Source organism: Streptomyces sp. NBC_00690 (genome assembly GCF_036226685.1).
Taxonomy (GTDB): Bacteria; Actinomycetota; Actinomycetes; order Streptomycetales; family Streptomycetaceae; genus Streptomyces.
In genome coordinates this window covers 3,733,386-3,755,460 of record NZ_CP109009.1, presented here as the reverse complement: position 1 = coordinate 3,755,460, position 22,075 = coordinate 3,733,386, and the positions used below count along the sequence as shown (strand labels likewise).

Genomic DNA, 22,075 nt, shown 5'->3' with positions numbered 1-22,075 from the left:
CGCCGGACGTAACGGGCTGTGGTCCTAGACCTGTGGACCCAGGGGCCCCTCGGGGCGTAGGGGAGTCCCGTTCAGTTCTTTCTCGTACCAGTTGATGTTCCAGTACCGTCCGAACTTCCGTCCGACCTCGGTATACGTGCCGATCTGGCGGAAACCGAATCGTGTGTGGAGCTTGGTCGACGCCTCGTTGGGTTGGGTGATCCCCGCATAGGCGCGATGGACGTCCTCATCGGCGAGGGCCCGGAACAAGTGCTCGTACAGAAGCGTTCCTATACCGAGACCCGCGGCGTCGGGAGCGCAATAGACGCTCACCTCGACCGAGGTGTCATATGCCGCCTTGGGGCGCAGGGCGCTGCTGGTTGCGTACCCGAGCAGTACACCCTCGTTTTGGGACTGTTTTTCAGGGTGTTCATCAGCATTTGTGAGGGCACGAGCAACCAGAAGACGGTGCGGGCCGTCTTTAGGGTGGGAACGCAGCCACGGCAAACGCTGCTCGGGAGTGAAGGTGGCGATGTCGAATGTGATCGCCGTCTCGCGGACGTAGTGGTTGTAGAGGTCCGTCAGCGCCTCCAGATCGGCCTCGGAACCCGCTCTGACCTGCACATCTGTCCGTTCCCGCAACACAGAGCCTCCTTTGGTGGGGCGACAGGGTACTGCAAGATCTTAAAAATTGAAGTGATCCACGGGAATTCTGTCTTGATTCCAGTCGTTGATTCCATCGGATGCAGGGCACCCGAAAGGGTGTCGCGACTAACTCAGCAAAGGGAGCTCGCATGGCAACCCGTGCCGTCGCCCGTCGCCAGTCCGAGAACAAAGGGACCACCGACCGGGTACGCAGCGTTCGCGCAGTAGGCGGGGAGATCGCCGACCGCGACCTGGTCGGCATGTACCTCGATGAAATCGCGCGTACACCGCTGCTCGACGCCGCCAAGGAGGTCGAGCTGTCCCAGATCATCGAAGGCGGGGTGTACGCCCGACAGATCCTTGAGAAAGAGGTCGAGAGCGAAGCAGGCGGTGCCACGCGCGAGGAGCTTGAGGCTCTGGTGGCCGAAGGCGAGCGCGCCAAGGACGTCTTCATCCGCTCGAACCTACGACTCGTGGTGGCGGTCGCCCGCCGCTACCCGCGCAGCGGTCTGCCCCTGCTCGACCTGATCCAGGAGGGGAACGCAGGACTGGTGCGCGCGGTCGAGAAGTTCGACTACGCCAAGGGCTTCAAGTTCTCCACGTACGCCACCTGGTGGATTCGCCAGGCGATCACCCGCTCCATAGCGGACCAGTCCCGGACCATCCGGCTCCCCGTCCACCTGGTGGAGGAGCTCGGGCGCATCCGCCGGGTCCAGCGCGAGTTCAACCGCGAGAAGGGCCGCGATCCTGAGCCCGCCGAGGTTGCTGCGGAGCTCGGTTCGACGCCGGAGCGAGTGATTGACGTCCTCGACTGGGCACGAGACCCGGTTAGCCTCAACATGGCGGTGGACGACGCCGGGGAGACCCAGTTCGGCGATCTGCTGGAGGACACCTCGGCGGTGTCGCCGGAGCAGTCCGTCCTGACACTGCTGCGCAGCGAGGGACTCGACGACCTGATCGGCAAGCTGGACCAGCGGACGGCGTCGATCATTCGCATGCGGTACGGGATCATGGACGGCCGCGAGCGGACACTGACCGAGGTCGGCAAGGAACACGGACTGACGCGCGAACGCATTCGGCAGATCGAGAAGCACGCACTGCTGGAGCTGAAGAAAATGGCGCGGGACACCGGCTTCGACGCAGCCGCGTGACCCACCGCGCCCCCTAGACGGACCCCGAGACCCACCCCCCCTGGTCTCGGGGTCCTCCCTTTCCCGAAGTCGCCCGGTCGGGCTCAGTCGGACCTGGGGCAGCCCCGGCCGGGAAGAGTCCGGCTGGTCGAATCCGGCGCGACCCCGGTTGGGGCGAGTCCGGCTGGGACCTTTCGGGAGCTCCCTTCGTCAGCTCCCCGAGGCGGCGCGGGTCACGCGATCGCCCAGCTCCGCCAGGTAGGACACCAGCCTCGCCGGGGAGTGCACCCGGAACTCACACCCCACCAATGCCAGCCGCACCGCGAGCCACTCCACCGAGTCCATCGACCGCCCTTGCACCCGGCAACCGTCCGCCGTCCCCACGGGCACCCCGAGCGACTCCGGAAGCTGGGCCGCCACCTCCGACGGCGGGGCGAAGAACTCCACATCCACCTCGTGTGGCTGTTGACGTGCGAGGGAGTGGCCCAGCAACTCCTGTGCCCCGTCGCCGGGAAGCTCCCGCGCGGGGAAGCGCGCACCTGTGGCGAAGGGCTCGGCTATCCGGTCGACGCGGAAGGTGCGCCAGTCCTCGCGCGCCAGGTCGTACGCCACCAGGTACCAGCGGCGCCCGGTCGACACCAGCCGATACGGCTCCACCAGCCGGTTCGTCTCCGTACCGTCCCCCGCCCGATAGCCGAAGCGCAGCCGCTCCTGCCCGCTCGCTGCTCCCGCGATCACCGTCAGCGTTCGAGGGTCGATCGTCGCGCCGTCCCCTCTGGTCAGCGGCACGGTGGCCGACTGTAGCGAGGTGACCCGGTGCCGCAACCGCCCGGGTAGCACCTGTTCCAGCTTGGCCAGCGCCCGTACGGAGGCTTCCTCGATCCCTTCGATCGCATGGCCCGCCCCCGCTCTCAGCCCCACCGCTATGGCAACGGCTTCCTCGTCGTCGAGGAGGAGCGGAGGCATGGCGCTCCCCGCTACCAATCGATACCCGCCGATCGACCCCTTGGTCGCTTCCACGGGATAGCCGAGGTCGCGGAGCCGGTCGATATCGCGTCGGATCGTCCGTGGACTCACCTCCAGGCGCTGGGCGAGCTCGCTGCCCGGCCATTCGCGCGGGGTCTGGAGCAGGGAGAGCAGATTCAGCAGACGTGCGGGAGTGTCGGTCATGGGCCAAGGATGACCGGTAACTAGGACATCATCTGACCTATTGAGGGCCTAGTTTCCTCCTCATGAGTTCACAGCCCCCCGCAACTGATGCGGCCTCAGATCGGCGACGGTGGATCGCCCTCGCCATCGTCATGACCGCAGCCTTCATGGACCTCGTCGATGTCACCATCGTCAACATCGCCATCCCGAGCATCGAAAGGGACCTCGACGCCTCCTTCGGCGCGATCCAGTGGATCACCGCCGGCTATGCGCTGGCGTTCGCCGCCGGCCTCATCACGGGCGGTCGACTCGGCGACATCTACGGTCGCAAGCGGCTCTTCCTCATCGGCATCACCGGATTCACCCTCGCCTCCGCGCTCTGCGGGTTCGCGGCGAGCTCGGAGATGCTGGTCGCCTCTCGACTGCTCCAGGGAGCGACAGCCGCTCTGATGGTCCCGCAGGTCCTCGCCATCGTGCACGCCACCTTCCCCGCGCACGAACGCGGCAAGGTCTTCGGCCTGTTCGGTGCGATCGTCGGGCTCGGAGCCGTCTCCGGCCCCCTGCTGGGCGCGCTGTTGACTGAGTGGAACCTCTTCGGGCTGGAGTGGCGTCCCATCTTCCTGATCAACCTGCCGGTGGGCATCGCGGGGCTGATCCTGGGCCGGAAGTACATCACCGAGTCGCGTGCCCCTAAGGCACTGCGTCTCGACATCATCGGTGTCGTCCTGGTCACCAGTGCGATGTTGATGCTCGTCTACCCGCTCACCCGTGGCCGTGAGCTGGACTGGCCGCTGTGGGGACATCTGTGCATGGCGGGCAGCCTCGTCGTCTTCGCCGCCCTGGTCGCGTACGAGCGGTACAAAGCCCGCAAGGACGGTTCACCGCTGATCGAGCTTTCGCTGTTCACGGTCAAGAGCTTTGCCGCCGGTATCGCCGTGCAACTGGTCTTCGGCATCGTCTGCGGGATCTTCTTCCTGGTCTGGACGCTGTACATGCAGATCGGGCTCGGCTGGAGCGCCCTGAGGGCGGGTCTGACCGGGGTTCCCTTCTCCATCGCCGTGTCGGTGGCGGCCGGCCTCTCGGTGCAGAAGTTGGTGCCGCGCTTTGGCCGCAAGGTGCTCCAGGCGGGTGCGTTGACCATGGCCGCCGGAATGCTGCTCTACATCTGGGAGGCCGACCACTATGGGACGGAGATCAACTCCTGGCAGATGATGGTGCCCCTGGTGGTGATGGGCGTGGGGATGGGCCTGATCGTGGCGCCGCTGACGGACGCCGTGCTCTCCGATGTGCCCCGAGGCCATGCGGGTTCGGCCTCCGGCCTGATCAGCACGACACAGCAAATGGGCAACGCGCTCGGACTCGCCCTGGTGTCGGTGGTCTTCTTCGGCTCGATCGACGAACGGGAGATGGCTCCGCAGACGGTGGGGCGCGCGTTCGGCGAGGCGTTCCAGAACTCGCTGTGGTGGGTCGTGGGCATTCTGGCCCTGATCTTCGTGGTGATGTTCGCGCTGCCCGCGAAGCCCAAGCAACATCTGGAAGGCATGCAGGATGGCGAAGGCGCCGACGAGGGCGATGGTTCGGGGGGCCCGGGTGCTGCCGGCGGGACCGACCTGGGGAAGAAGCCCGCGATGACGCACTGAGGCGCGGCTGAGGGGCGTCCTTCGGGGCGGGGCACGGTGGTAAGCCGAAGATGGACGAGAGGCTCGACGGGGGACGTGTCCCGTGTCGGGCCCTTCCCCTTGCTCCCCTTGGCGCGCGCAGTCGAAGACCGTCTGCCGGCTCCTACGCGGAGGCCGCTGGGTGAAAGTTCTGGGCGAGGGCGGAGAGACGACTTCTCGGCCTCGGGCCATGGGCTGGGTGAAGAGGGTCGGATGAGGGCTGTCTGACGTGGCTGAAGGCTGAGCGTGGGGGGTTACCGAGTTGCCTACCGGTCCCGGGACATGACGGCCGTGCGGTGGTCAACACACCCGGATGTACGGTCAGCGGACTCGGGACCTGTGCTCCATGGCCTCTCGTGCACGGTGCTCGGATCCATAGACCTCACACATATGGCGTCCGTTCGGGGTGAGGGTGTGCTCCACCTCCCACAGACTCAACTCGGTTCCGTCGAACAGTAGGAAGGCGTGTTCGTACAGGGTGAATCCGGCGTCCTTGCCCGCCATCAGGCATTGCTGTCCGAAGACCTGGGTGATGTGGTGCGCGAAGGCCGACCGCAGCACCTGAGCCGTCTCCTCGCCCGGACGGTCGACGTTCTCCGCGCGGCGCAACACACGCCGTGCATGGTCCGCCGAGTTGTCCGGTACGTACATCCTGGGGAGCGGGGCAGGGGGCGCGGCGAGCAGCCGGGCGAGCAGTGCGAAGTCGGCGTCGATGCCGGACTGGCCGAGCGACTGCTCGTCCCCGCCCGGGCCGATCGGGCCGATGAGTTGGGCGGCTTCGAGGTCGGCGATGGCTTCCAGCAGACCGGCTGTCTCCGAGAAGGTCGCACTACCGAAGGGTGCCGCTGACTGTGGGTCCGTGTGGTGCGGGTCGGTCTCTGCGGTGCCGTATGGGCCGGCGGCCTCATCATCGGCGAAGCCCGGGAATCCTGCGGGTAGGCGGGACGCGGCAAGCCGGACCTCCGCCTCCTCCTCGTACAACTCGTGCTGCTCGGGGCCCGCGGGTCCGGAGCTATGCACCAACTCCCACAGCACGAGGTCGCTGCCGTCACTGAGGAGGTACGCGTGACGGTAGGTCGCCCGGTCGAGCGTGCCGCTGTGATGCGATGAATGGAGCGAACTCGCGTGCGCCAGAGCCGAATCGAGTCTCTCGATCGTGGCATCAGGCAGTTCGAAGGAGTTGAGCGCCCGACCCAGAAGCCGCGCGATGTGCGACTCGGTTGTCTCATGCGGATCGTTCAATGGGGTCTCCTGGCCGTCGCCACACGTAACTTGTTGATTGCTAAAAGTAGCCCCTGGCTCTGACGGTGCGTCCCGGCTTCGGGAAAACGAAGGAACTCTTTGTGAAGTTCCCGCAGCCTTAACAAGCGGCATACTGCCTGGATCAGTTGATGTCGTAAAGCTCCCCGTACGAGGGGAATGAGCCACCTGGGGTGCTGGTCCCTTCTGCTGCCAGAACCGCCTTGACGATCGCTTCTGTCACCACGTCCGCGCCCGCAGCCAGCACATTGTTGAAAGCGAGTGGGTTCTCGTGCGAAAGCGGCACCTCCTCGGTGGCGAGCGCGAAGACCGTGTCTCCGTCACTCAGAAGATGCACCGGACGGACGGCGCGCGCAATGCCGTCGTGCGCCGTGCCTGCAAGCTTCTGCGCCTGCGCACGCGTCAGCGTGGCGTCGGTAGCGACCACCGCGAGTGTCGTGTTGAGCGGCGCCGGGCCACTGGCTGCCCTTGCCTCCGCAAGCCGGCGCACCGCCCTGGCATGGACCGCCGCGGAAGGCGGACGGGCCCGCTCGGCACCGCCGTTGGCGCCGGTGAAGTGCTGCCCGTACAACAGGCCCGTCAGTGGATCGATCACCGAGCCCACGGCGTTCACCACCACCAGTGCGGCCACGGTGATCCGAGCGCCATCCGCCGCCTTCCCCTCCACCACAACGCTCGCGGTCCCGATTCCCCCCTTGAGGCCCCCCGCAACGGCTCCCGTGCCCGCTCCGACCGTGCCCATCGCCACGGGTGCGCCCAGCGCCGAGCCGGCCGCGTCCACCACGGCCGCCCGCCCGGTGGAAGCATCCGGCCGGGCCCGCCAGTCACCGCCACGGCCGAGGTCGAAGACACAGGCTGCCGGCACCACGGGCACCACCTGCCCCGGAGCGCCCACGGGGACGCCTCTGCCCTGCTCCTCCAACCACGCCATCACCCCCGACGCCGCATCCAGACCGAAGGCACTGCCCCCGGTCAGAACGACGGCTTCGATGCGTTGGACCAGATTGCGTGGATCGAGCGCATCGGTTTCCCGGGTGCCCGGTCCTCCTCCGCGTACGTCGACCGCGGCGATCGCACCTCCCTCGGGGGCGAGTACGACGGTGGTGCCACTCAGCGCGAGAGCGCCGGGTACCCGTGCATGGCCGACGCGCAGCCCCGTCACATCGGTCAGGGCGTCGATCCTGGTCGTATCACTCATTCCCCTTGCGTATCACGTGGTCAGGGCATGGGACCGGGAGCTGGTCGTCACGCCGACGGCGACCGTCGCGGCCAGCACCAGACCCGCCGCAAGGACCGCCCAGCCACCGGCGAAGGTGACGGCCAAAACCGCGAGCGCTGCCAGTGGGAGCAGGAGTTGCTCCAAGGGGCCGCGCGTGAAGTGCCGCGCGTGCAACAACCAGACGATCAGCAGAAAGACGGCTGCGGGGATGGTGACCGCGGCAGCAGCGGCCACTTCCGAAATATGCGCCACGCCCACTGCGTGTTCGATCGCCACCTCCAGCCCCGCCCCGATCGCCGCCGCGGAGCCGAAGATCAGGACATGACCGTAGCCCCAGGGGATCGCCTGCCGATTGGAGATCAGTCGCTCGTGCGCCGGCACAGCGAAGTAGATCCACCAGGCGGAGAAGATGATCAGTAGCCCACCGCCGGCGATCGGGAGCAGTTCGGCGACCGCCTTGTGCTCGTCCAGCGCTGACTGCACGGCCACCGTGCTCGCGGCCATCGTCTCGCCCAGCACGATCAGGGTGAACAGGCCATAGCGCTCCACGATGTGGTGAGCGTGCCAGGGCGTTTCGTGGTGCCGCTCGGCGATAAGCGGCACCAGGAGTTCGGCCACGAGCACCACGGGGAAGAGCCAGTGCCGGGACTCCTTCGGCGCGAACAGCAGCACCACCCAGGCCGCCTGGCACAGGGCGATGCCCATCACGTACGTCACGGCGGTCGACCGGGCCTGCCCCCGTTCGGCCGCGGCGGCGCGCAGCCACTGGGTGGCCAACGCCAGCCGCATGATCAGATAGCCGGAGACGGCGATCGCCCAGTCGTTGTCGCTGAAGGCCCGCGGAATCCCAGCCGCGTAGACCAGGACACCGGCGATCTGCACCAGGGTGGCGAGCCGATAGGGCACGTCATCGCAGTCGTACGCCGAGGCGAACCATGTGAAGTTCATCCAGGCCCACCAGACGCCGAAGAAGACGAAGGCATAGCCGATGACACCGGTGCCGGGATGGCCTTCGGCGAGGGAGTGGACCAACTGGAGGCCCGCCTGGGCGACCGCGACGACGAAACAGAGGTCGAAGAACAGTTCCAACGGGGTGGCGGAGCGGTGGGGCTCGTCCCTTCGCCTCGGGACCATCGGACGCAGCGGCCCATAGCCCTCGTCCGTGGCGTCGGCTCCATCGGCGGAGTCGAGGTCAGCCGCCTTGACCACGGTGGGGGGAGCAGCCCCGGCAACCCCCTCAGCCCCTGCGGGCCCGCTGCTATGGGTGGAACCCGCCCTCCCGGAGGGGCCGGAACCGGTGGGCTCGTCGGCACCTGCCGCCTGTGGTGGCCGCTCGACGGGGTCGACCGGCGGTTCGGGTACTCCCTTCGCGTCCGAGGCGTTCGGATCGCGGGAGTGGCCCGGGGTGTCCGAGCTGCCAGGAGACGTCATGGGTCCAGAACAGCAGAGGCACCCCGCCCAGCACCGAGACGCGCACCTCCGGCGGCTGTTCGGCCCTCTCGGCCCGGCCGAGTGGGCTAAACGATCACCCCTCGGCGTGGGGACGCCCAAGGCACACGATGAGCTCGGGAGGGCCTGACTGCGAGGGCTGGATGCCCGCGCCACCCGGCTTCCGAGCGACTGCTTCCCGGGCACCCGGCTCCCGAACACCCTGGGCGCAGGGCCCAGGGCTCCCGCGCCAACCGGCCTCGCGGTCAGGGCGTCGCCCACGCCGCCCATGCCCACGCCACCCATGCCCCTGTATCGCCACCCGACGGCGGCCGTCGGAGGGGTGCTCAGGATCCGGAACGATCGGACCGGCCTCCCTCCACAGGCACCTTGCTGCCCGATGGAGAAGGCCCCGGCCGGCACACAGGGTGCACGGTGGTCGACCGGCGTGCAGGATCCTCGGTTGTCGCTCCGCAAGCAGAGTGCATGGTGGTCGACCGGGACCGGCACGCAAGGTGCATGGGGGTTGATCCACGAGCCCGGGGCCCGGCGGTCGAAAGGACGGCGGTACCGACAATGCGTCCACAGCCACGCCCTGGCCAGGCCCCCGGTCCGCACCGGCTGTTCGGGCACCGCCCGCTCGGATCCGGCGGGCGTGCGGCGCTGCTGGCCGGGGCGCGCAACACCGCCGTACCCTGGACGCATGAGCACCGCCCCCGCCCCCGGATCGCGAGATGCGAAGCACCTCCGGCAGGAGCCGCCGAAGCCGAGGATCGACTTCGACGATCCGCTGGACCGGCAGTCCTCGGACGATACGGACCGAGGGTGGGGTGAGCGGCCTCCAACGAGCGGCGACGATGATCTCGGACGCTTCCTCGATGAGAAGCCACCCCACCACGTGTGAAGCCCTGTGGCCCGATCTGTCGCTAGCTGCGGCCCGGGCCAGTGCCAGGGCCGCTTCCCGGTGCCGGACCTGAACCGGTGGAGCCGGTGGCGGTACCACGCCCGGACTGGGCGATCAGCGTGTCGCGGATTTCCTTCAACACTTCCAGCTCCGACAGCTCCACGACCTCCTTCGCGCCTTCCTTCGCAGCGTCGCGGGCGGCCTTCTTCGCCAAGTACTTCGCCATGGGCAGCACCATCAGGAAGTAGACGACGCCCGCGGTGATCAGGAAGCTGAGGGTCGCGCCGAGGACGGAACCCCAAAGGATCTTGATGCCGTCGACCTCGCCGTTCACCACCTCGCAGGTCCCCTTGATGCAGGAGCTGTAGGAGTCCAGGTTCTTGGTGCCGAATGCGCCCACCAAGGGGTTGATAACGCCCTTGACCACGGCGTTGACGATCTGGGTGAATGCCGCGCCGATGACGACGGCGACAGCCAGATCGATCACATTGCCGCGCAACAAGAAGGCTTTGAAGCCCTCCAGGACGCTGACCTTCTGCTCGCTCAACACTGAGCCTTTCGTTGCATGTACGGGGGACGGGGTCAAACCCCCCCGCAACCTAAGCCAACGCATGGCTGTGATGTCCACTTCAGCGCGATCGGGAGGTGACCCGACGGCACGCCAGTACGAGTGGACCCACGTGGACGAGCGCGGCCAGTGGACCCGCGTGGACGGGCACGGCCAGGTGTGCGGGCGCGCTCAGCGCTGGCGTGGACATGGAGGTTGCCCCGCCGCGCTGGCCGGAGAGCCGGGCCGAACACGACGCTCATCGCAGGGTGACCGCCAACCTGGTGGCCGCGCTCGCCCCCGCCAGTTCGACGGCGGTGCTTCGAGGAACCGACAGCACGACCAGAGCACCGCCGTCCCCTGTGCCGTCGACGTCCAATGCCGTGGGCACCTCCGTCACTCGGACGCCAGCCGCCACCACCCGGGCCGGAGGCTGCTCGCCCCGCCCGCCCGCTGGAGCATCCGGCACCGCGATCACATCGAGCCGATCTCCCGGCCTGAGCAGTCGGACCGTCTCCCCGTCCGCGATGCGCACGGGCGCCGAGACCATCTCGACGGAGCTTGCGGGTGGCCTCGGCCGGGGCGGGACCGCGGAGGCGTTGCCGGCATCGCCGTCCTCCCCGCGCGCACTCGCGACCGCCAGGGCAGTCGCGACCAGCGCGAGGCCCGCGGCGAGCCCTTGCCGCCGCCGACGGTGAAGGGCCCGCCTCAGCCGGTGTGCCCCGCCCTGGACCCGCAGGGGAGCGAACTCAGGAATCCGCTGCGGCTCAGGAACAGTTGCGGCAGGAAGCGCGGGACCCGTCCCGACCGCCCGTTCCGACACGTCCGATAGAACCAAGGCATGTGCTTGACCTGTCGATTGACAGCCGCACGGACGGGGGCGCCCCACGGGGCCCGTCATCGCGGGCGGTGGCGCAGAGCGAGCCATCGCCGGTGCGGCCCCGGCTCCGGGTGGGGCTCCGGGTTCGGGTGCGGCTCCGGGCGCAAAAGTAGCCGCGGGGGGCGGTAACTCATGGCGAATCGTCGTGGGCGGGACAACTGAGGAAGAGAACACCGCAGCAGAAGTCGGCCGGGAGACGGTCCGCCGCGGTGACGCCGTCGTCGGCCGCGCACCGGTGGAAGCAGGGGGATTTGTGTCCATGACCAGGAACCGCCCGTCGTGAGGAGCAGCCCCGGTCACCCGGGGCTCTTTCGCCCCTCACCATCCCTGTTGCGCCACCAACCCGCTGCCGCCTGTGGACAGCGGGCCCATTGTGGAGAACTCCCTCACCGGATCGTGGTGTTCAGCCCCCAGAGGCCGACCCACCGGCCGGATCCGGACGCCGCCGCAGTGACGTCCTTGCCCCTGTCATCGTCAGGGCAGGTCGAACCCCAGGTCCCAGCCGGCGTGTGCGTCCACGCACAAGCAGTCGCGCTCGTCCTGGCCCGGCAGCGAACCCACCGCGTCGAAGAGCACTTCGCGCAGCTGTCCCACCTTCTCGCCGAACACCCGCATCACCTCCGTGTGAGATACGCCATCGCCCGTCTCCGTACCGGCGTCCAGGTCCGTGACCAGTGCCAACGCGGTGTAGCAGAGGGCCAGCTCCCGGGCGAGCACCGCCTCGGGGTGCCCGGTCATCCCCACCACCGACCAGCCCTCGGACGAGAACCAGCGGGACTCGGCCCGGGTGGAGAATCGCGGCCCTTCTATGACCACGAGCGTCCCGCCGTCGACCGGTTCCCACTGCCGCCCGCGGGCGGCCTTGAGCGCCACGGTCCGCCCTGCCGGGCAGTAGGGGTCGGCGAACGTGGTGTGCACCACGTTCGGAACGACGCCGTCCGCCCGTGGGGCGCCATCGAAATAGGTCTCCACACGAGATTTCGTACGGTCCACCAACTGATCGGGAACGAGCAGCGTCCCCGGTCCGTACTCCGGTCGGAGCCCTCCCACCGCGCACGGCGCCAGCACCTGGCGTACGCCCACCGAGCGCAAGGCCCACAGATTGGCCCGGTAGTTGATGCGATGAGGCGGAAGGTGGTGTCCACGGCCGTGCCTGGGCAGGAAGGCGACCTTCCGACCTGCAACTTCGCCCAGGAAGAGGGAGTCGCTGGGACTGCCGTAGGGGGTGTCCACCTGGATCTCCGTCACGTCCTCCAGGAAGGAGTAGAGCCCGGATCCACCGATCACGCCGATCTCTGCGCTCGTGTTCGCCATGCCGGCCACACTATCGACGCGCACCATGCGACCGGTACGTCGCGTCAGCTTTCTTCGCGACATCCGTGGGGCACCCGTGAGGCAGCTCTGAGGCACCCGTAAGCGGGTACGCGAAGGGTCCTGCCGTATGAGTACGGCAGGACCCGGGGCGTAGCAGAAATGCGGGTGGATACGGCGGTCGAGCTCGCAGCCGTACCGGACGGCGGCCCGGTCAGGCCGCCGCCAGAAAATCGATCAGGCCGCCGACGAAGACGAAGGCGACGACGATGATGAAGACGACGAAGTGGATGACGAGCCCGAGGACGAGGATGACGAGGCGGATGACGTGCTCGCCTTCGTCTCCGAGGTCTTCGAGTCGGACGACTTCGTATCGGACGACTTCCCCGGCGTCGCCGAGGAACCGCTGGAGCTGCTCGACGAAGAGCCGCGGCTGTCATTGCGGTAGAAGCCGGAGCCCTTGAAGACGATGCCGACCGCCGAGAACACCTTTTTGAGGCGTCCGTCACAGCTCGGGCACACGGTCAGGGCGTCATCGGTGAACTTCTGCACCGCCTCAAGGCCCTCGCCGCATTCGGTGCACTGGTACTGGTAGGTCGGCACTGGTCTTCCTCCTGGCACTCTCACTCAATGAGTGCTAAACGACGGTCCATAGTGACGTATTCCGTTGAATCAGTCCACCGTCACCCGCGTGCGGTGATCCATCCCACTCGTCCCACGAGCTGCCACGAGCCCCTTGGCCGTGGTTCCGGCGGTGGCCGGTGTCAGTCGTGACCCTAGGGCGAGAAGGGTGACCAGGGCGAGCGCGGTCCCCACCAGGGGCACCGCGAACCCGGCTGCTGAGCCGTGGGCGTCGGCCAACTGTCCGGCCGTGGTGACCGCCGCGGCCTGGCCGAGGGCCACCGCACCCGTCAGCCAGGTGAACGCCTCAGTCCGGGCAGACGCCGGCACCAGCGGTTCGACGAGTGTGTAGCCCCCGATCAGGGCCGGTGCGATGCAGAGTCCCACCAGCAGCCCGACCACCGCGAGCAGGGCGGGTGAGTCGATGGTCCACAGCACCGACGCGGCGAGCGTCAGTCCGATGTATCCGATCACCATCCGCCGTCGTGGACCGTTCTTCCAGGCGATGGCGCCGAAGACGACGCCTGCCAGCATGTTGCCCGCGGCGAAGATCCCGTACAGCAGACCGTTCGCGCCGGGGTTGCCGATCTCTTCCGTGAAGGCCGTCAGCGAGACTTGCATGCCGCCGAAGACCGTGCCGATGCCGAGGAAGGCGACCACCAGAACCCGTACGCCGGGAATGGAGAACGCGGAGACCCGGCCCCGGGTGCCCACGGCGCCGTCGAAGAGGCGTACGGGCGGCTGGGTGCGCTTCTGAGCTGCGAAGAGAAGGCCGCCGACCAGGGTCAGCGAGGCTTCCGCGATCAGACCGGCGGCGGGGTGGACCCCGGTGCACAGCGCCGTCGCGAGGACCGGGCCGACGACGAAGGTGAACTCGTCCGTCACCGATTCGAAGGCGGCTGCCGTCTGCATCAGCGGCGATCCGTCGAGCTTGGCCGCCCAGCGGGCGCGCACCATGGGGCCGACCTGGGGAACGGACGCGCCCGCGGGTACGGCGGCGGCGAACAGCACCCACAAGGAGGCGTCGGCCAGCGCGAGCGCGGTGAGGGCGGATACGGATGCGGTGTGCACCAGGACCCCGGGGAGCAGTACGGCGCGTTGGCCGTATCGGTCCGCGAGTTTGCCGCTCTGGGGGGCGAAGAGTGCCATGGAGACACCCGTGACGGCGGCGACGGCTCCCGCGCTGCCGTAGGAACCGGTCGTGTGCTGGACCAGCAGGACGATGCCGATGGTCAGCATGGCGAAGGGCTGTCGTGCTGCGAAACCGGGGAGCAGGAAGCTCCAGGCTCCTGGGGTTCGCAGCAACTGTCCGTAGCCCGGCCGCTTGCCGGTGGTGACCGTGGATGCCACGGTCCGTGCCTTTCTGCCGCCTGGTGGGCACTCCCATGGCGTGGCGGGAGCGACCGAGAGCTGTCCTCTATGCGCGCGGGACTGCGGTAGATACCGGGTCCCCACTGCGAACTGCGGAGGGCTTCTCGGCCGCCATACGGTCGCGCCAGCTCTGCGTCAGGCAGAGGTGGTCGATCAGATGTGCACTCATCGTACAGGGATCTTCAAAGGCGTCGATAGTCGACAAATGACGGGGTCGGGCGGGAGCGCAGAAACGATCCTGCCAGGGGGCGGAAGTGCGGTACCGCCTCCCCCACCCCCTGCCCGGACGCCCGTAGGGGCACCGTCCCCCTGCCCAGCGCCCGGGCGAGAGACGGCACCCGGCACCAGCCGTCACGGTCCCGCACACGCAGCCATCCCGCGTGCCCATACCGTGGGCCCGACCCGCCTAACCGGTCCCCAGCCATCCCGCCAGCTTCCCGCCCTGTCCAACGGCCCGCAGTCGTTGCTCGGCCGCGTCCCGTACCGGGTCCGTGGCCACCACCAGCAGTTCGTCACCCCGCCGCAGCACCGTCGTCGGCGAGGGCACGAAGCTCTTCTCCTCCCGGACGACGAGCGTGACCGCAGCCCCCGGCGGCAGACGCAGTTCGCCGACCTCCACGCCGTGCATCCGCGACTCGTCCGGGATCGACACCGAGAGCAGATGCCCGCGCAGCCGCTCCAGCGGTGCGGACTCCACCCCCAGATCGGACGGTGCACCCGGCCCAATCCGCAGCGCCCTGGCCAACCAGGGCAGCGTCGGCCCCTGCACCAGCGTGTAGACGACGACCAGAACGAACACGATGTTGAAGATCCGGGTACTGCCCTCCACACCGCTCACCATCGGGATGGTGGCCAGGATGATGGGAACGGCTCCGCGCAGTCCCGCCCAGGACAGCAGGATCTGTTCGCGCCGTGGCAGACGGAACGGCAGCAGGCTGATGAACACCGACAGCGGACGGGCCACCACCGTCAGCACCAGCCCCACCGTCACCGCGGGCCAGAAGTCGTCGACCAGTTCGTGCGGGGTCACCAACAGCCCGAGCAGGACGAACATCCCGATCTGCGCCAGCCAGCCGAGCCCCTCCGCGAACCCGCGGTTGGCTGGGGCGTGCGGCAGTTTGGAGTTGCCGAGGACCATCGACGCCAGATAGACGGCGAGGAACCCACTGCCGTGGGCCATCGCGCCGGCGGCGTACGCGACCACCGCGATCGCCATCACGGCGATCGGATAGAGCCCTGAAGCGGGCAGTGCCACATGCCGCAGGGCGAAGGCGCCCAGGAACCCGGCCGCCAGTCCGATCGCCGCCCCGATCGCCAACTCCAGGGCGATCGTGCCGACCAGTACGTACCAATGATCCACCGGTCCGGCCGCGGAGAAGGCGACGACCAGGATGACCACGGGCGCGTCATTGAAGCCCGATTCGGCTTCCAGCACACCGGTGATCCGGGACGGCAGGGGCACTTTGCGCAGTACGGAGAAGACCGCCGCGGCGTCCGTCGACGACACCACCGCGCCGATGATCAGCGCCTGCCGCCACTCCAGACCGACCAGGTAGTGGGCCGCCGTGGCCGTGATGCCCACACTGACCGCGACACCGACGGTCGATAGTGCGACCGCCACGGGCAGGGCCGGTTTGACCTCTTGCCACTTGGTCCCGAGGCCACCTTCGGCGAGGATCACCACCAGGGCGGCATAGCCGATGACCTGCGTCAGTTCGGCATTGTCGAACTTGACGTCGAAGAAGCCGTCCTGCCCTATGGCGATGCCGATGCCGAGATACAGCAACAGGCTGGGGAGTCCGCTGCGCGACGAGATCCGCACTGCCGCAACGGCGATGAGCAGCACGAGCGAGCAGACGAGCAGGAGTTCGTTGAGATCGTGGACAGTCAGTGGCCGATCCTTCCCCTCGCGCCTCTACATGCCGGATCGTTACTCCGGGCGGCGACACTTCGTTACCTTACCTAATCTTTAACGTTTCCTTGACGCGTAGATCATCATGGCCAACAGGGCCGCAGCCATGGGAAACGCCCAGCCGAGGGTGCGCATTTCGGATACCGCGTCAGGGGCGCCGCGACGCTGCGCCTATGGTTGCTCCCAGCACTCCTGGACCAGCCTGCGCCTCGAAGGACAGCGATGCCCGCCAACACAACCGCCTCTTCCCCCAAGAAGAAGAAGGGGCGACGCGCCCGCCTGCTCGTGATCCTCTTGGTGCTGGCGTTGCTCGGCGGGATCGGCTACGGCGGTTACTGGGGTGTGAGTGCCGTACGTGCCTCCTTCCCCCAAACCACCGGAACCATCGAGATTCCCGGCCTGAGCGGCCAGGTCGAAGTCAAGCGCGACGACTACGGAATTCCGCAGATCTACGCCGACAGCGACGACGACCTCTTCCGCGCCCAGGGGTTCGTCCATGCCCAAGACCGCTTCTGGGAGATGGACGTACGCCGTCATATGACGTCGGGTCGCCTCTCCGAGATGTTCGGTTCCGACCTGGTGGAGACCGACTCGTTCCTGCGCACGCTCGGCTTTCGGCAGGTCGCGCAACAGGAGTACGACGAGAAGCTTGAGCCCGACACCAAGAAGTTCCTGAAGTCGTACGCGGACGGTGTGAACGCCTACCTCCAGGGCAAGGGCGGCAAGGACCTCTCCTTCGAGTACGCGGCGCTGGCCTTCACCAACGACTACAAGCCGGAACCGTGGACCCCGGTGGACTCGGTGGCCTGGCTCAAGGCGATGGCCTGGGACCTGCGCGGCAACATGCAGGAGGAGATCGACCGTTCGCTGCTGACCAGTCGGCTCGACGAGAAGCAGATCAAGGACCTCTATCCGCCGTATCGCGTCGAGAACAAGCCGATCATGGAGAACGGCGCCGTCGATCCCGCCACGAAGAAGTTCGACCCGGAGGCGGAGCCGAGGGGCGACATTCGGGAAGACGAGAACGGCAACAGCACCGACGGCACCGACGGCACTGGTGGCGATGTCGACAACGGCGCACAGTCCGAGGATTCGGGCGACAGCAGCACCGAGGGCACACTCGGCCATGACGCCGGAGGCACCCCGGCCGAAGGCACCGACGGCGCGCCCGCGGATGCCACGGACGCGACCGAGGGACTGAACTCCCAACTCGCCGCCGTCTCCGAATCCCTCGACAGCATCCCCGCCCTGCTCGGTCCCAACGGCAACGGGCTCGGTTCCAACTCGTGGGTCGTCTCGGGCAAGTACACGACGACGAACAAGCCCCTGCTGGCCAACGACCCGCACCTGGCGCCCCAGCTGCCCTCGCTCTGGTACCAGATGGGTCTGCACTGCCGGAAGGTCTCCGACGCCTGCACCTTCCAGACAGCGGGCTACACGTTCTCCGGGATGCCCGGGGTGGTCATCGGCCACAACCAGGACATCGCCTGGGGCTTCACCAATCTCGGCGCCGACGTCACCGACCTCTATCTGGAGAAGTTGAGCGGCAACTCCTACCAGGTGGGCGACGAGCAGAAGGAACTGATCACCCGCAAGGAAGTGATCAAGGTGGCCGGCGGTGAGAGCAAGACGATCACGGTGCGCCAGACCGGTCACGGTCCGCTGATCTCGGACCGCAGCAGCGAGTTGGAGAAGGTCGGCCAGAAGGCGCCGGTCCCCGACGATGTCCCCGCCCCCGACCGCGCGACCGGCTACGGCATAGCGCTGCGCTGGACGGCGCTGGACGCAGGCAAGTCGATGGACGCGGTGTTCGACCTCAACCGGGCGAAGGACTTCAAGACGTTCCGCGCCGCGGCCAAGGACTTCGAAGTGCCATCGCAGAACCTCATCTACGCCGATGCCGACGGCAAGATCGGCTACCAGGCCCCCGGCAAGATCCCGGTACGCAAGAAGGGCGACGGTTCCGTCCCGGCCCTCGGCTGGGACCCGGACTACGACTGGGAGCGGGACCCCGTCCCCTTCGACGAGATGCCGTACGAGGAAGACCCCGAGCGCGGCTACATCGTCACCGCCAACCAGGCCGTCATTGACCCCGAGAAGTACCAGCACCTGCTGACCAAGGACTACGGGTACGGTGCGCGCAGCCAGCGGATCAACAACCTGATCGAGTCGAAGATCAAAGACGGCGGCAAGATCTCCACCGAAGACATGCGCACCATGCAGATGGACAACACCAGTGAGATCGCGAAGATCCTCACCCACTATCTGCTGAAGATCGATATCTCGGATCCGTATGTCCGCGAGGCACAGAAGCTGCTGGAGACCTGGGACTACAGCCAGGAGCCGGACTCGGCCGCCGCCGCGTACTTCAATGCGGTCTGGCGCCATATCCTCAAGCTCGCTTTCGGCAACAAGCTCCCCAAGGAGATGCGGGTCGAGGGCGACTGTCTGAGCGTCCGCCCGGCGGACAGCACGGCACCCCTGGATGAGCTGGAGCGGGTCATCGAGTGCGGTCAGCGCGATGCGGACTCGGCCCAGCCGGACGGCGGTGACCGTTGGTTCGAGGTGGTGCGCAAGATCGTGAAGGATGAGAAGAACAGCTGGTGGCGCTCGCCCGCGAGCCGCAACGACAAGGCGACGGACACCCGGGACGAGCTGTTCGCCCGGGCCATGGAAGACGCCCGTTGGGAGCTCACGGCGGAGCTGGGCAAGGACATCTCCAGCTGGAGCTGGGGCCGACTGCACCAGTTGACGCTGAAGAACCAGACGCTCGGCACCGATGGCCCCGGCTTCCTCCAGTACCTCCTGAACCGCGGTCCGTGGAACCTCGGTGGCGGTGAGGCGACGGTCAACGCCACCGGCTGGAACGCCGCCGCGGGCTACGAGGTCGTCTGGGTGCCGTCGATGCGGATGGTCGTGAACGTCGGCGACTGGGACAAGTCCCGCTGGATCAACCTCTCCGGTGCCTCCGGGCACGCCTACAGCGCCCACTACACCGATCAGACGGACAAGTGGGCCAATGGCGAACTGCTCGACTGGTCCTTCAGCCCGAAGGCGGTGGAGACCAACACGGTCGACACCCTCACCCTCACTCCGAAGGCCGGTCCCTGACGGTCGTGGCGAAGCGTCGCACCCCGTTCGGTGTGACGGCGGCGTCCACGGGGTGGTCGTGCGGTTCCACGGGAACCTGCTCGACCACCTCGTGCGTGTAGAGCAGCACCACCAGTGCGGGCCACACGTCCGCCGCCGCAAGTCGGGCCAGTACCCGGTCGTAGGAGCCGCCGCCGCGGCCCAGTCGCATTCCGCGAGCGTCCACGGCCAACCCGGGAAGGAGCACGGCATCCGCCTCCACCACGGCATCCGTGCCGAGTCCCGGTCCGGTGGGCTCCAACAGCCCGCGTCCGGCGGACACCAGCAGGTCGGGGCCCTGGTACTCGCCCCAGTCGAGGTCGTTGTCGGCCAGCAGCACCGGCAGCAGGACCCGTACCCCCCGCTCCCGCAGCGCGTCGAGCAGTGCCCGGGTGCCGGGCTCGCGCCCAATCGAGACGTACGCGGCGACCGTGGCCGCCCCGGTCAGCTCGGGCAGCCGCAGTGCCTGCTCCGCGAGGAGTTGCGCCGCCGCCCGCGACTGGTCGGGGGAGAGGGAGGCGCGGGCGGCGAGGAGCTCGCGCCGCAGGGCCTTCTTCGCCGCCGACAGCTCCCCATCATCTTCCGGCATATGACTTCCTGTCAGATTCACGTAAATCTCTCGTATGTCCCTTTATCGTAAGGAAGTTAACCGAAGGCTTATCTTCTACCCATACTCACCGGATGGTGTGCCGAAAATGAATCAGTCGAAGCCCAGGATCAGCAAGGCGGTCATCCCTGCCGCCGGTCTCGGAACGCGTTTCCTCCCCGCGACCAAGGCCACTCCCAAGGAGATGCTGCCTGTCGTCGACAAGCCCGCGATCCAGTACGTCGTCGAAGAAGCGGTGGCCGCGGGCCTCTCCGACGTACTGATGATCACCGGCCGGAACAAGCGCCCCCTGGAGGACCACTTCGACCGCAACTACGAACTCGAAGAGGCGCTCAGCCGCAAGGGCGACGAGAACCGACTGAAGAAGGTCCAGGAGTCCAGCGACCTGGCCACCATGCACTATGTGCGCCAGGGCAACCCGCGCGGTCTCGGCCATGCCGTCCTGTGCGCCGCCCCGCACGTCGGGGACCAGCCGTTCGCCGTCCTCCTCGGTGACGACCTGATCGACCCCCGCGACCCCCTGCTCTCCCGGATGGTCGAGGTCCAGGAACGGATGGGCGGCAGTGTGATCGCCCTCATGGAGGTCGAGCCGGAACAGATCCACCTCTACGGCTGCGCCGGTGTCGAGGCCACCGCCGAGGAAGACGTCGTCAGGGTGACCGAACTGGTCGAGAAGCCCGACCCTGCCGACGCTCCCAGCAACCTCGCGATCATCGGCCGCTATGTGCTCGACCCCGCGATCTTCGCCATACTGCGCGAGACCAGACCCGGCCGGGGCAACGAGATCCAGCTGACCGACGCCATCGAGAAGCTGGCCGAGGACGAGACGGTGGGCGGCCCGGTGCACGGAGTCGTCTTCAAGGGTCGGCGGTACGACACCGGAGACCGCGGTGACTATCTGCGGGCCATTGTCAGACTCGCATGCGAACGTGAAGACCTGGGACCCGAGTTCCGAAGCTGGTTGCGCAGCTATGTGACCGAGGAGATGTAACGACGGTGAGCAGCACGATCTGGTCGGTGGACGACCACCTGGAGGACATCCTCGGGGCGATCCGCCCGCTCGAACCGATCGAGCTGCACCTGCTGGAGGCGCAGGGCTGCGTCCTCGTCGAGGACATCACGGTTCCCGTGGCCCTGCCGCCCTTCGACAACAGCTCGATGGACGGGTACGCGGTGCGTACGGCGGATGTCGAGCAGGCCACCGAGGAGTTTCCCGCCGTCCTCACCGTCATCGGCGATGTGGCGGCGGGCGGTGGGACGCCGCCCGAGGTGGGACCAGGCCAAGCGGCCCGCATCATGACCGGCGCACCCCTGCCGCCGGGCGCCGAAGCAGTGATTCCGGTCGAGTGGACCGACGGTGGCGCCGGTGGGGGCGCCGTCACGACGATGCTGCCGGCCGACACCGCACCCGAGGGAGCGGGCGGGGAGGTCCGCATCCACCGGCCGGTCACCGCGGGAGCCCATATCCGCACCCGCGGCAGCGATGTGCGCGCCGGCGATCTGGCGCTCGCCCGGGGCACGGTCCTCGGGCCGCCGCAGATCGGCCTGCTCGCCGCGATCGGCCGCGGCACCGTGCGGGTGCGGCCCCGGCCGCGCGTCGTGGTGCTGTCCACCGGGAGCGAGTTGGTCCAACCCGGTGAGACGCTCGGCGAAGGCCAGATCTACGACTCCAACAGCTTCTCCCTGGCCGCAGCCGCCCGAGACGCCGGCGCCCTCTCGTACCGCGTCGGGGCCGTCACCGACGACGCCGACGAACTGCGCTCCACCATCGAGGACCAACTGATCCGCGCCGACCTCCTGGTCACCACGGGCGGGGTGAGCGTCGGCGCCTACGACGTGGTCAAGGAAGCCCTCGCCTCCGTGGGGGATGCGGAAGAGCCCGGCAGCGGCATCGACTTCCGTACGCTCGCCATGCAGCCCGGCAAGCCCCAGGGCTTCGGCACGATCGGACCCGAGCACACCCCGCTGCTGGCGCTGCCAGGCAACCCCGTCTCGTCCTACGTCAGCTTCGAACTGTTCGTGCGTCCGGCGATCCGGGCCCTGATGGGTCTGGAAGACCTCCATCGGCCCCGGGTGCACGCCACCCTTCACACCGACAGGACGCTGAGCTCACCGGCCGACCGCCGCCAGTTCCTCCGCGGCACCTACGACCCGGTCAAGGGGGTCGTCACCCCTGTGGGCGGTTCCGGGTCCCATCTGGTCGCAGCGCTCGCCCACGCCGACTGCCTGATCGTGCTGGCGGAGACGGTGACGACGGTCGCGTCCGGTGCACAGGTGGAGGTGGTCCTCCTCGGCTGATGTCCGGCCGGGGGGAGTAGCGTGTCT

Annotated in this window: 19 protein-coding genes; 6 read left to right on the top strand and 13 right to left on the bottom strand. The window is 68.0% G+C overall.

Annotation, left to right across the window (positions count from 1 at the left end; translation table 11 throughout):
• Nucleotides 1–24: 24 nt before the first annotated feature.
• Nucleotides 25–624: a GNAT family N-acetyltransferase gene (locus OID54_RS16460; RefSeq protein WP_329020313.1), complete on the bottom strand. Its 600-nt coding sequence runs from the start codon at nt 622–624 to the stop codon at nt 25–27.
• 149 nt (nt 625–773) lie between these two features.
• Between OID54_RS16460 and OID54_RS16455 the strand changes: the two genes are divergently transcribed.
• Nucleotides 774–1,775 carry a sigma-70 family RNA polymerase sigma factor gene (locus OID54_RS16455; protein ID WP_329020311.1) on the top strand — a complete coding sequence of 334 codons (1,002 nt, stop codon included), beginning with the start codon at nt 774–776 and terminating at the stop codon, nt 1,773–1,775.
• A 189-nt stretch (nt 1,776–1,964) separates the two neighbouring features.
• On the opposite strand, the gene OID54_RS16450 is transcribed toward OID54_RS16455, so the two are convergent.
• Entirely contained in the window at nt 1,965–2,924 is a 960-nt protein-coding gene (locus OID54_RS16450; protein ID WP_329020309.1) for a helix-turn-helix transcriptional regulator, read from the bottom strand.
• 62 nt (nt 2,925–2,986) lie between these two features.
• Between OID54_RS16450 and OID54_RS16445 the strand changes: the two genes are divergently transcribed.
• Nucleotides 2,987–4,543, top strand: a complete 1,557-nt coding sequence (locus OID54_RS16445) for an MFS transporter (protein WP_329020307.1) — start codon at nt 2,987–2,989, stop codon at nt 4,541–4,543.
• A 339-nt stretch (nt 4,544–4,882) separates the two neighbouring features.
• Here the strand turns inward: OID54_RS16445 and OID54_RS16440 are convergent, their stop codons facing one another.
• From OID54_RS16440 to OID54_RS16430, 3 genes are all read right to left on the bottom strand, one after another.
• Nucleotides 4,883–5,803 (bottom strand): DUF6227 family protein, encoded by a 921-nt coding sequence (locus OID54_RS16440; protein ID WP_329020305.1) that lies wholly within the window; start codon nt 5,801–5,803, stop codon nt 4,883–4,885.
• A 142-nt stretch (nt 5,804–5,945) separates the two neighbouring features.
• A complete protein-coding gene (locus OID54_RS16435; RefSeq protein ID WP_329020303.1) occupies nt 5,946–7,019 on the bottom strand; it encodes a P1 family peptidase in 1,074 nt (357 codons plus the stop codon).
• A gap of 12 nt (nt 7,020–7,031) precedes the next feature.
• On the bottom strand, nt 7,032–8,174 hold the full coding sequence (locus tag OID54_RS16430) for a low temperature requirement protein A (protein WP_329027555.1): 1,143 nt from the start codon (nt 8,172–8,174) through the stop codon (nt 7,032–7,034).
• A 997-nt stretch (nt 8,175–9,171) separates the two neighbouring features.
• Between OID54_RS16430 and OID54_RS16425 the strand changes: the two genes are divergently transcribed.
• Nucleotides 9,172–9,372 carry a hypothetical protein gene (locus OID54_RS16425; protein ID WP_329020301.1) on the top strand — a complete coding sequence of 67 codons (201 nt, stop codon included), beginning with the start codon at nt 9,172–9,174 and terminating at the stop codon, nt 9,370–9,372.
• A gap of 22 nt (nt 9,373–9,394) precedes the next feature.
• Here the strand turns inward: OID54_RS16425 and OID54_RS16420 are convergent, their stop codons facing one another.
• The 7 genes from OID54_RS16420 to OID54_RS16390 all read right to left on the bottom strand — a co-directional run bounded on the left by OID54_RS16420 (nt 9,395) and on the right by OID54_RS16390 (nt 15,948).
• A complete protein-coding gene (locus OID54_RS16420) occupies nt 9,395–9,919 on the bottom strand; it encodes a large conductance mechanosensitive channel protein MscL (protein WP_329020298.1) in 525 nt (174 codons plus the stop codon).
• 82 nt (nt 9,920–10,001) lie between these two features.
• The gene (locus OID54_RS16415; RefSeq protein WP_329020295.1) at nt 10,002–10,130 is read right to left on the bottom strand and encodes a hypothetical protein; all 129 of its coding nucleotides are present in this window, start codon (nt 10,128–10,130) and stop codon (nt 10,002–10,004) included.
• Between the two features lie 48 nt (nt 10,131–10,178).
• Nucleotides 10,179–10,742: a hypothetical protein gene (locus OID54_RS16410; RefSeq protein WP_329020293.1), complete on the bottom strand. Its 564-nt coding sequence runs from the start codon at nt 10,740–10,742 to the stop codon at nt 10,179–10,181.
• A 531-nt stretch (nt 10,743–11,273) separates the two neighbouring features.
• Nucleotides 11,274–12,113 carry an S-methyl-5'-thioadenosine phosphorylase gene (locus OID54_RS16405; RefSeq protein ID WP_329020292.1) on the bottom strand — a complete coding sequence of 280 codons (840 nt, stop codon included), beginning with the start codon at nt 12,111–12,113 and terminating at the stop codon, nt 11,274–11,276.
• A 234-nt stretch (nt 12,114–12,347) separates the two neighbouring features.
• The gene (locus OID54_RS16400; protein ID WP_329020290.1) at nt 12,348–12,713 is read right to left on the bottom strand and encodes an FmdB family zinc ribbon protein; all 366 of its coding nucleotides are present in this window, start codon (nt 12,711–12,713) and stop codon (nt 12,348–12,350) included.
• 69 nt (nt 12,714–12,782) lie between these two features.
• Nucleotides 12,783–14,081, bottom strand: a complete 1,299-nt coding sequence (locus tag OID54_RS16395; RefSeq protein ID WP_329020288.1) for an MFS transporter — start codon at nt 14,079–14,081, stop codon at nt 12,783–12,785.
• A 427-nt stretch (nt 14,082–14,508) separates the two neighbouring features.
• Nucleotides 14,509–15,948 carry a potassium/proton antiporter gene (locus OID54_RS16390; RefSeq protein WP_329020287.1) on the bottom strand — a complete coding sequence of 480 codons (1,440 nt, stop codon included), beginning with the start codon at nt 15,946–15,948 and terminating at the stop codon, nt 14,509–14,511.
• Nucleotides 15,949–16,236: 288 nt separating this feature from the next.
• On the opposite strand from OID54_RS16390, the gene OID54_RS16385 reads away from it, so the two are divergent.
• Nucleotides 16,237–19,125, top strand: a complete 2,889-nt coding sequence (locus OID54_RS16385) for a penicillin acylase family protein (protein WP_329020285.1) — start codon at nt 16,237–16,239, stop codon at nt 19,123–19,125.
• On the opposite strand, the gene OID54_RS16380 is transcribed toward OID54_RS16385, so the two are convergent.
• Nucleotides 19,103–19,732: a 5-formyltetrahydrofolate cyclo-ligase gene (locus OID54_RS16380; protein WP_329020283.1), complete on the bottom strand. Its 630-nt coding sequence runs from the start codon at nt 19,730–19,732 to the stop codon at nt 19,103–19,105. The two genes, OID54_RS16385 and OID54_RS16380, sit on opposite strands and share 23 nt — an antisense overlap.
• Before the next feature lie 106 nt (nt 19,733–19,838).
• Between OID54_RS16380 and galU the strand changes: the two genes are divergently transcribed.
• Together galU and glp are read left to right on the top strand one after the other, a co-directional pair.
• Nucleotides 19,839–20,741, top strand: coding sequence for a UTP--glucose-1-phosphate uridylyltransferase GalU (gene galU / locus OID54_RS16375; RefSeq protein ID WP_329020281.1), 903 nt, complete (start codon nt 19,839–19,841; stop codon nt 20,739–20,741).
• Between the two features lie 5 nt (nt 20,742–20,746).
• Entirely contained in the window at nt 20,747–22,048 is a 1,302-nt protein-coding gene (gene glp / locus OID54_RS16370; protein WP_329020279.1) for a molybdotransferase-like divisome protein Glp, read from the top strand.
• Nucleotides 22,049–22,075 lie beyond the last annotated feature (27 nt).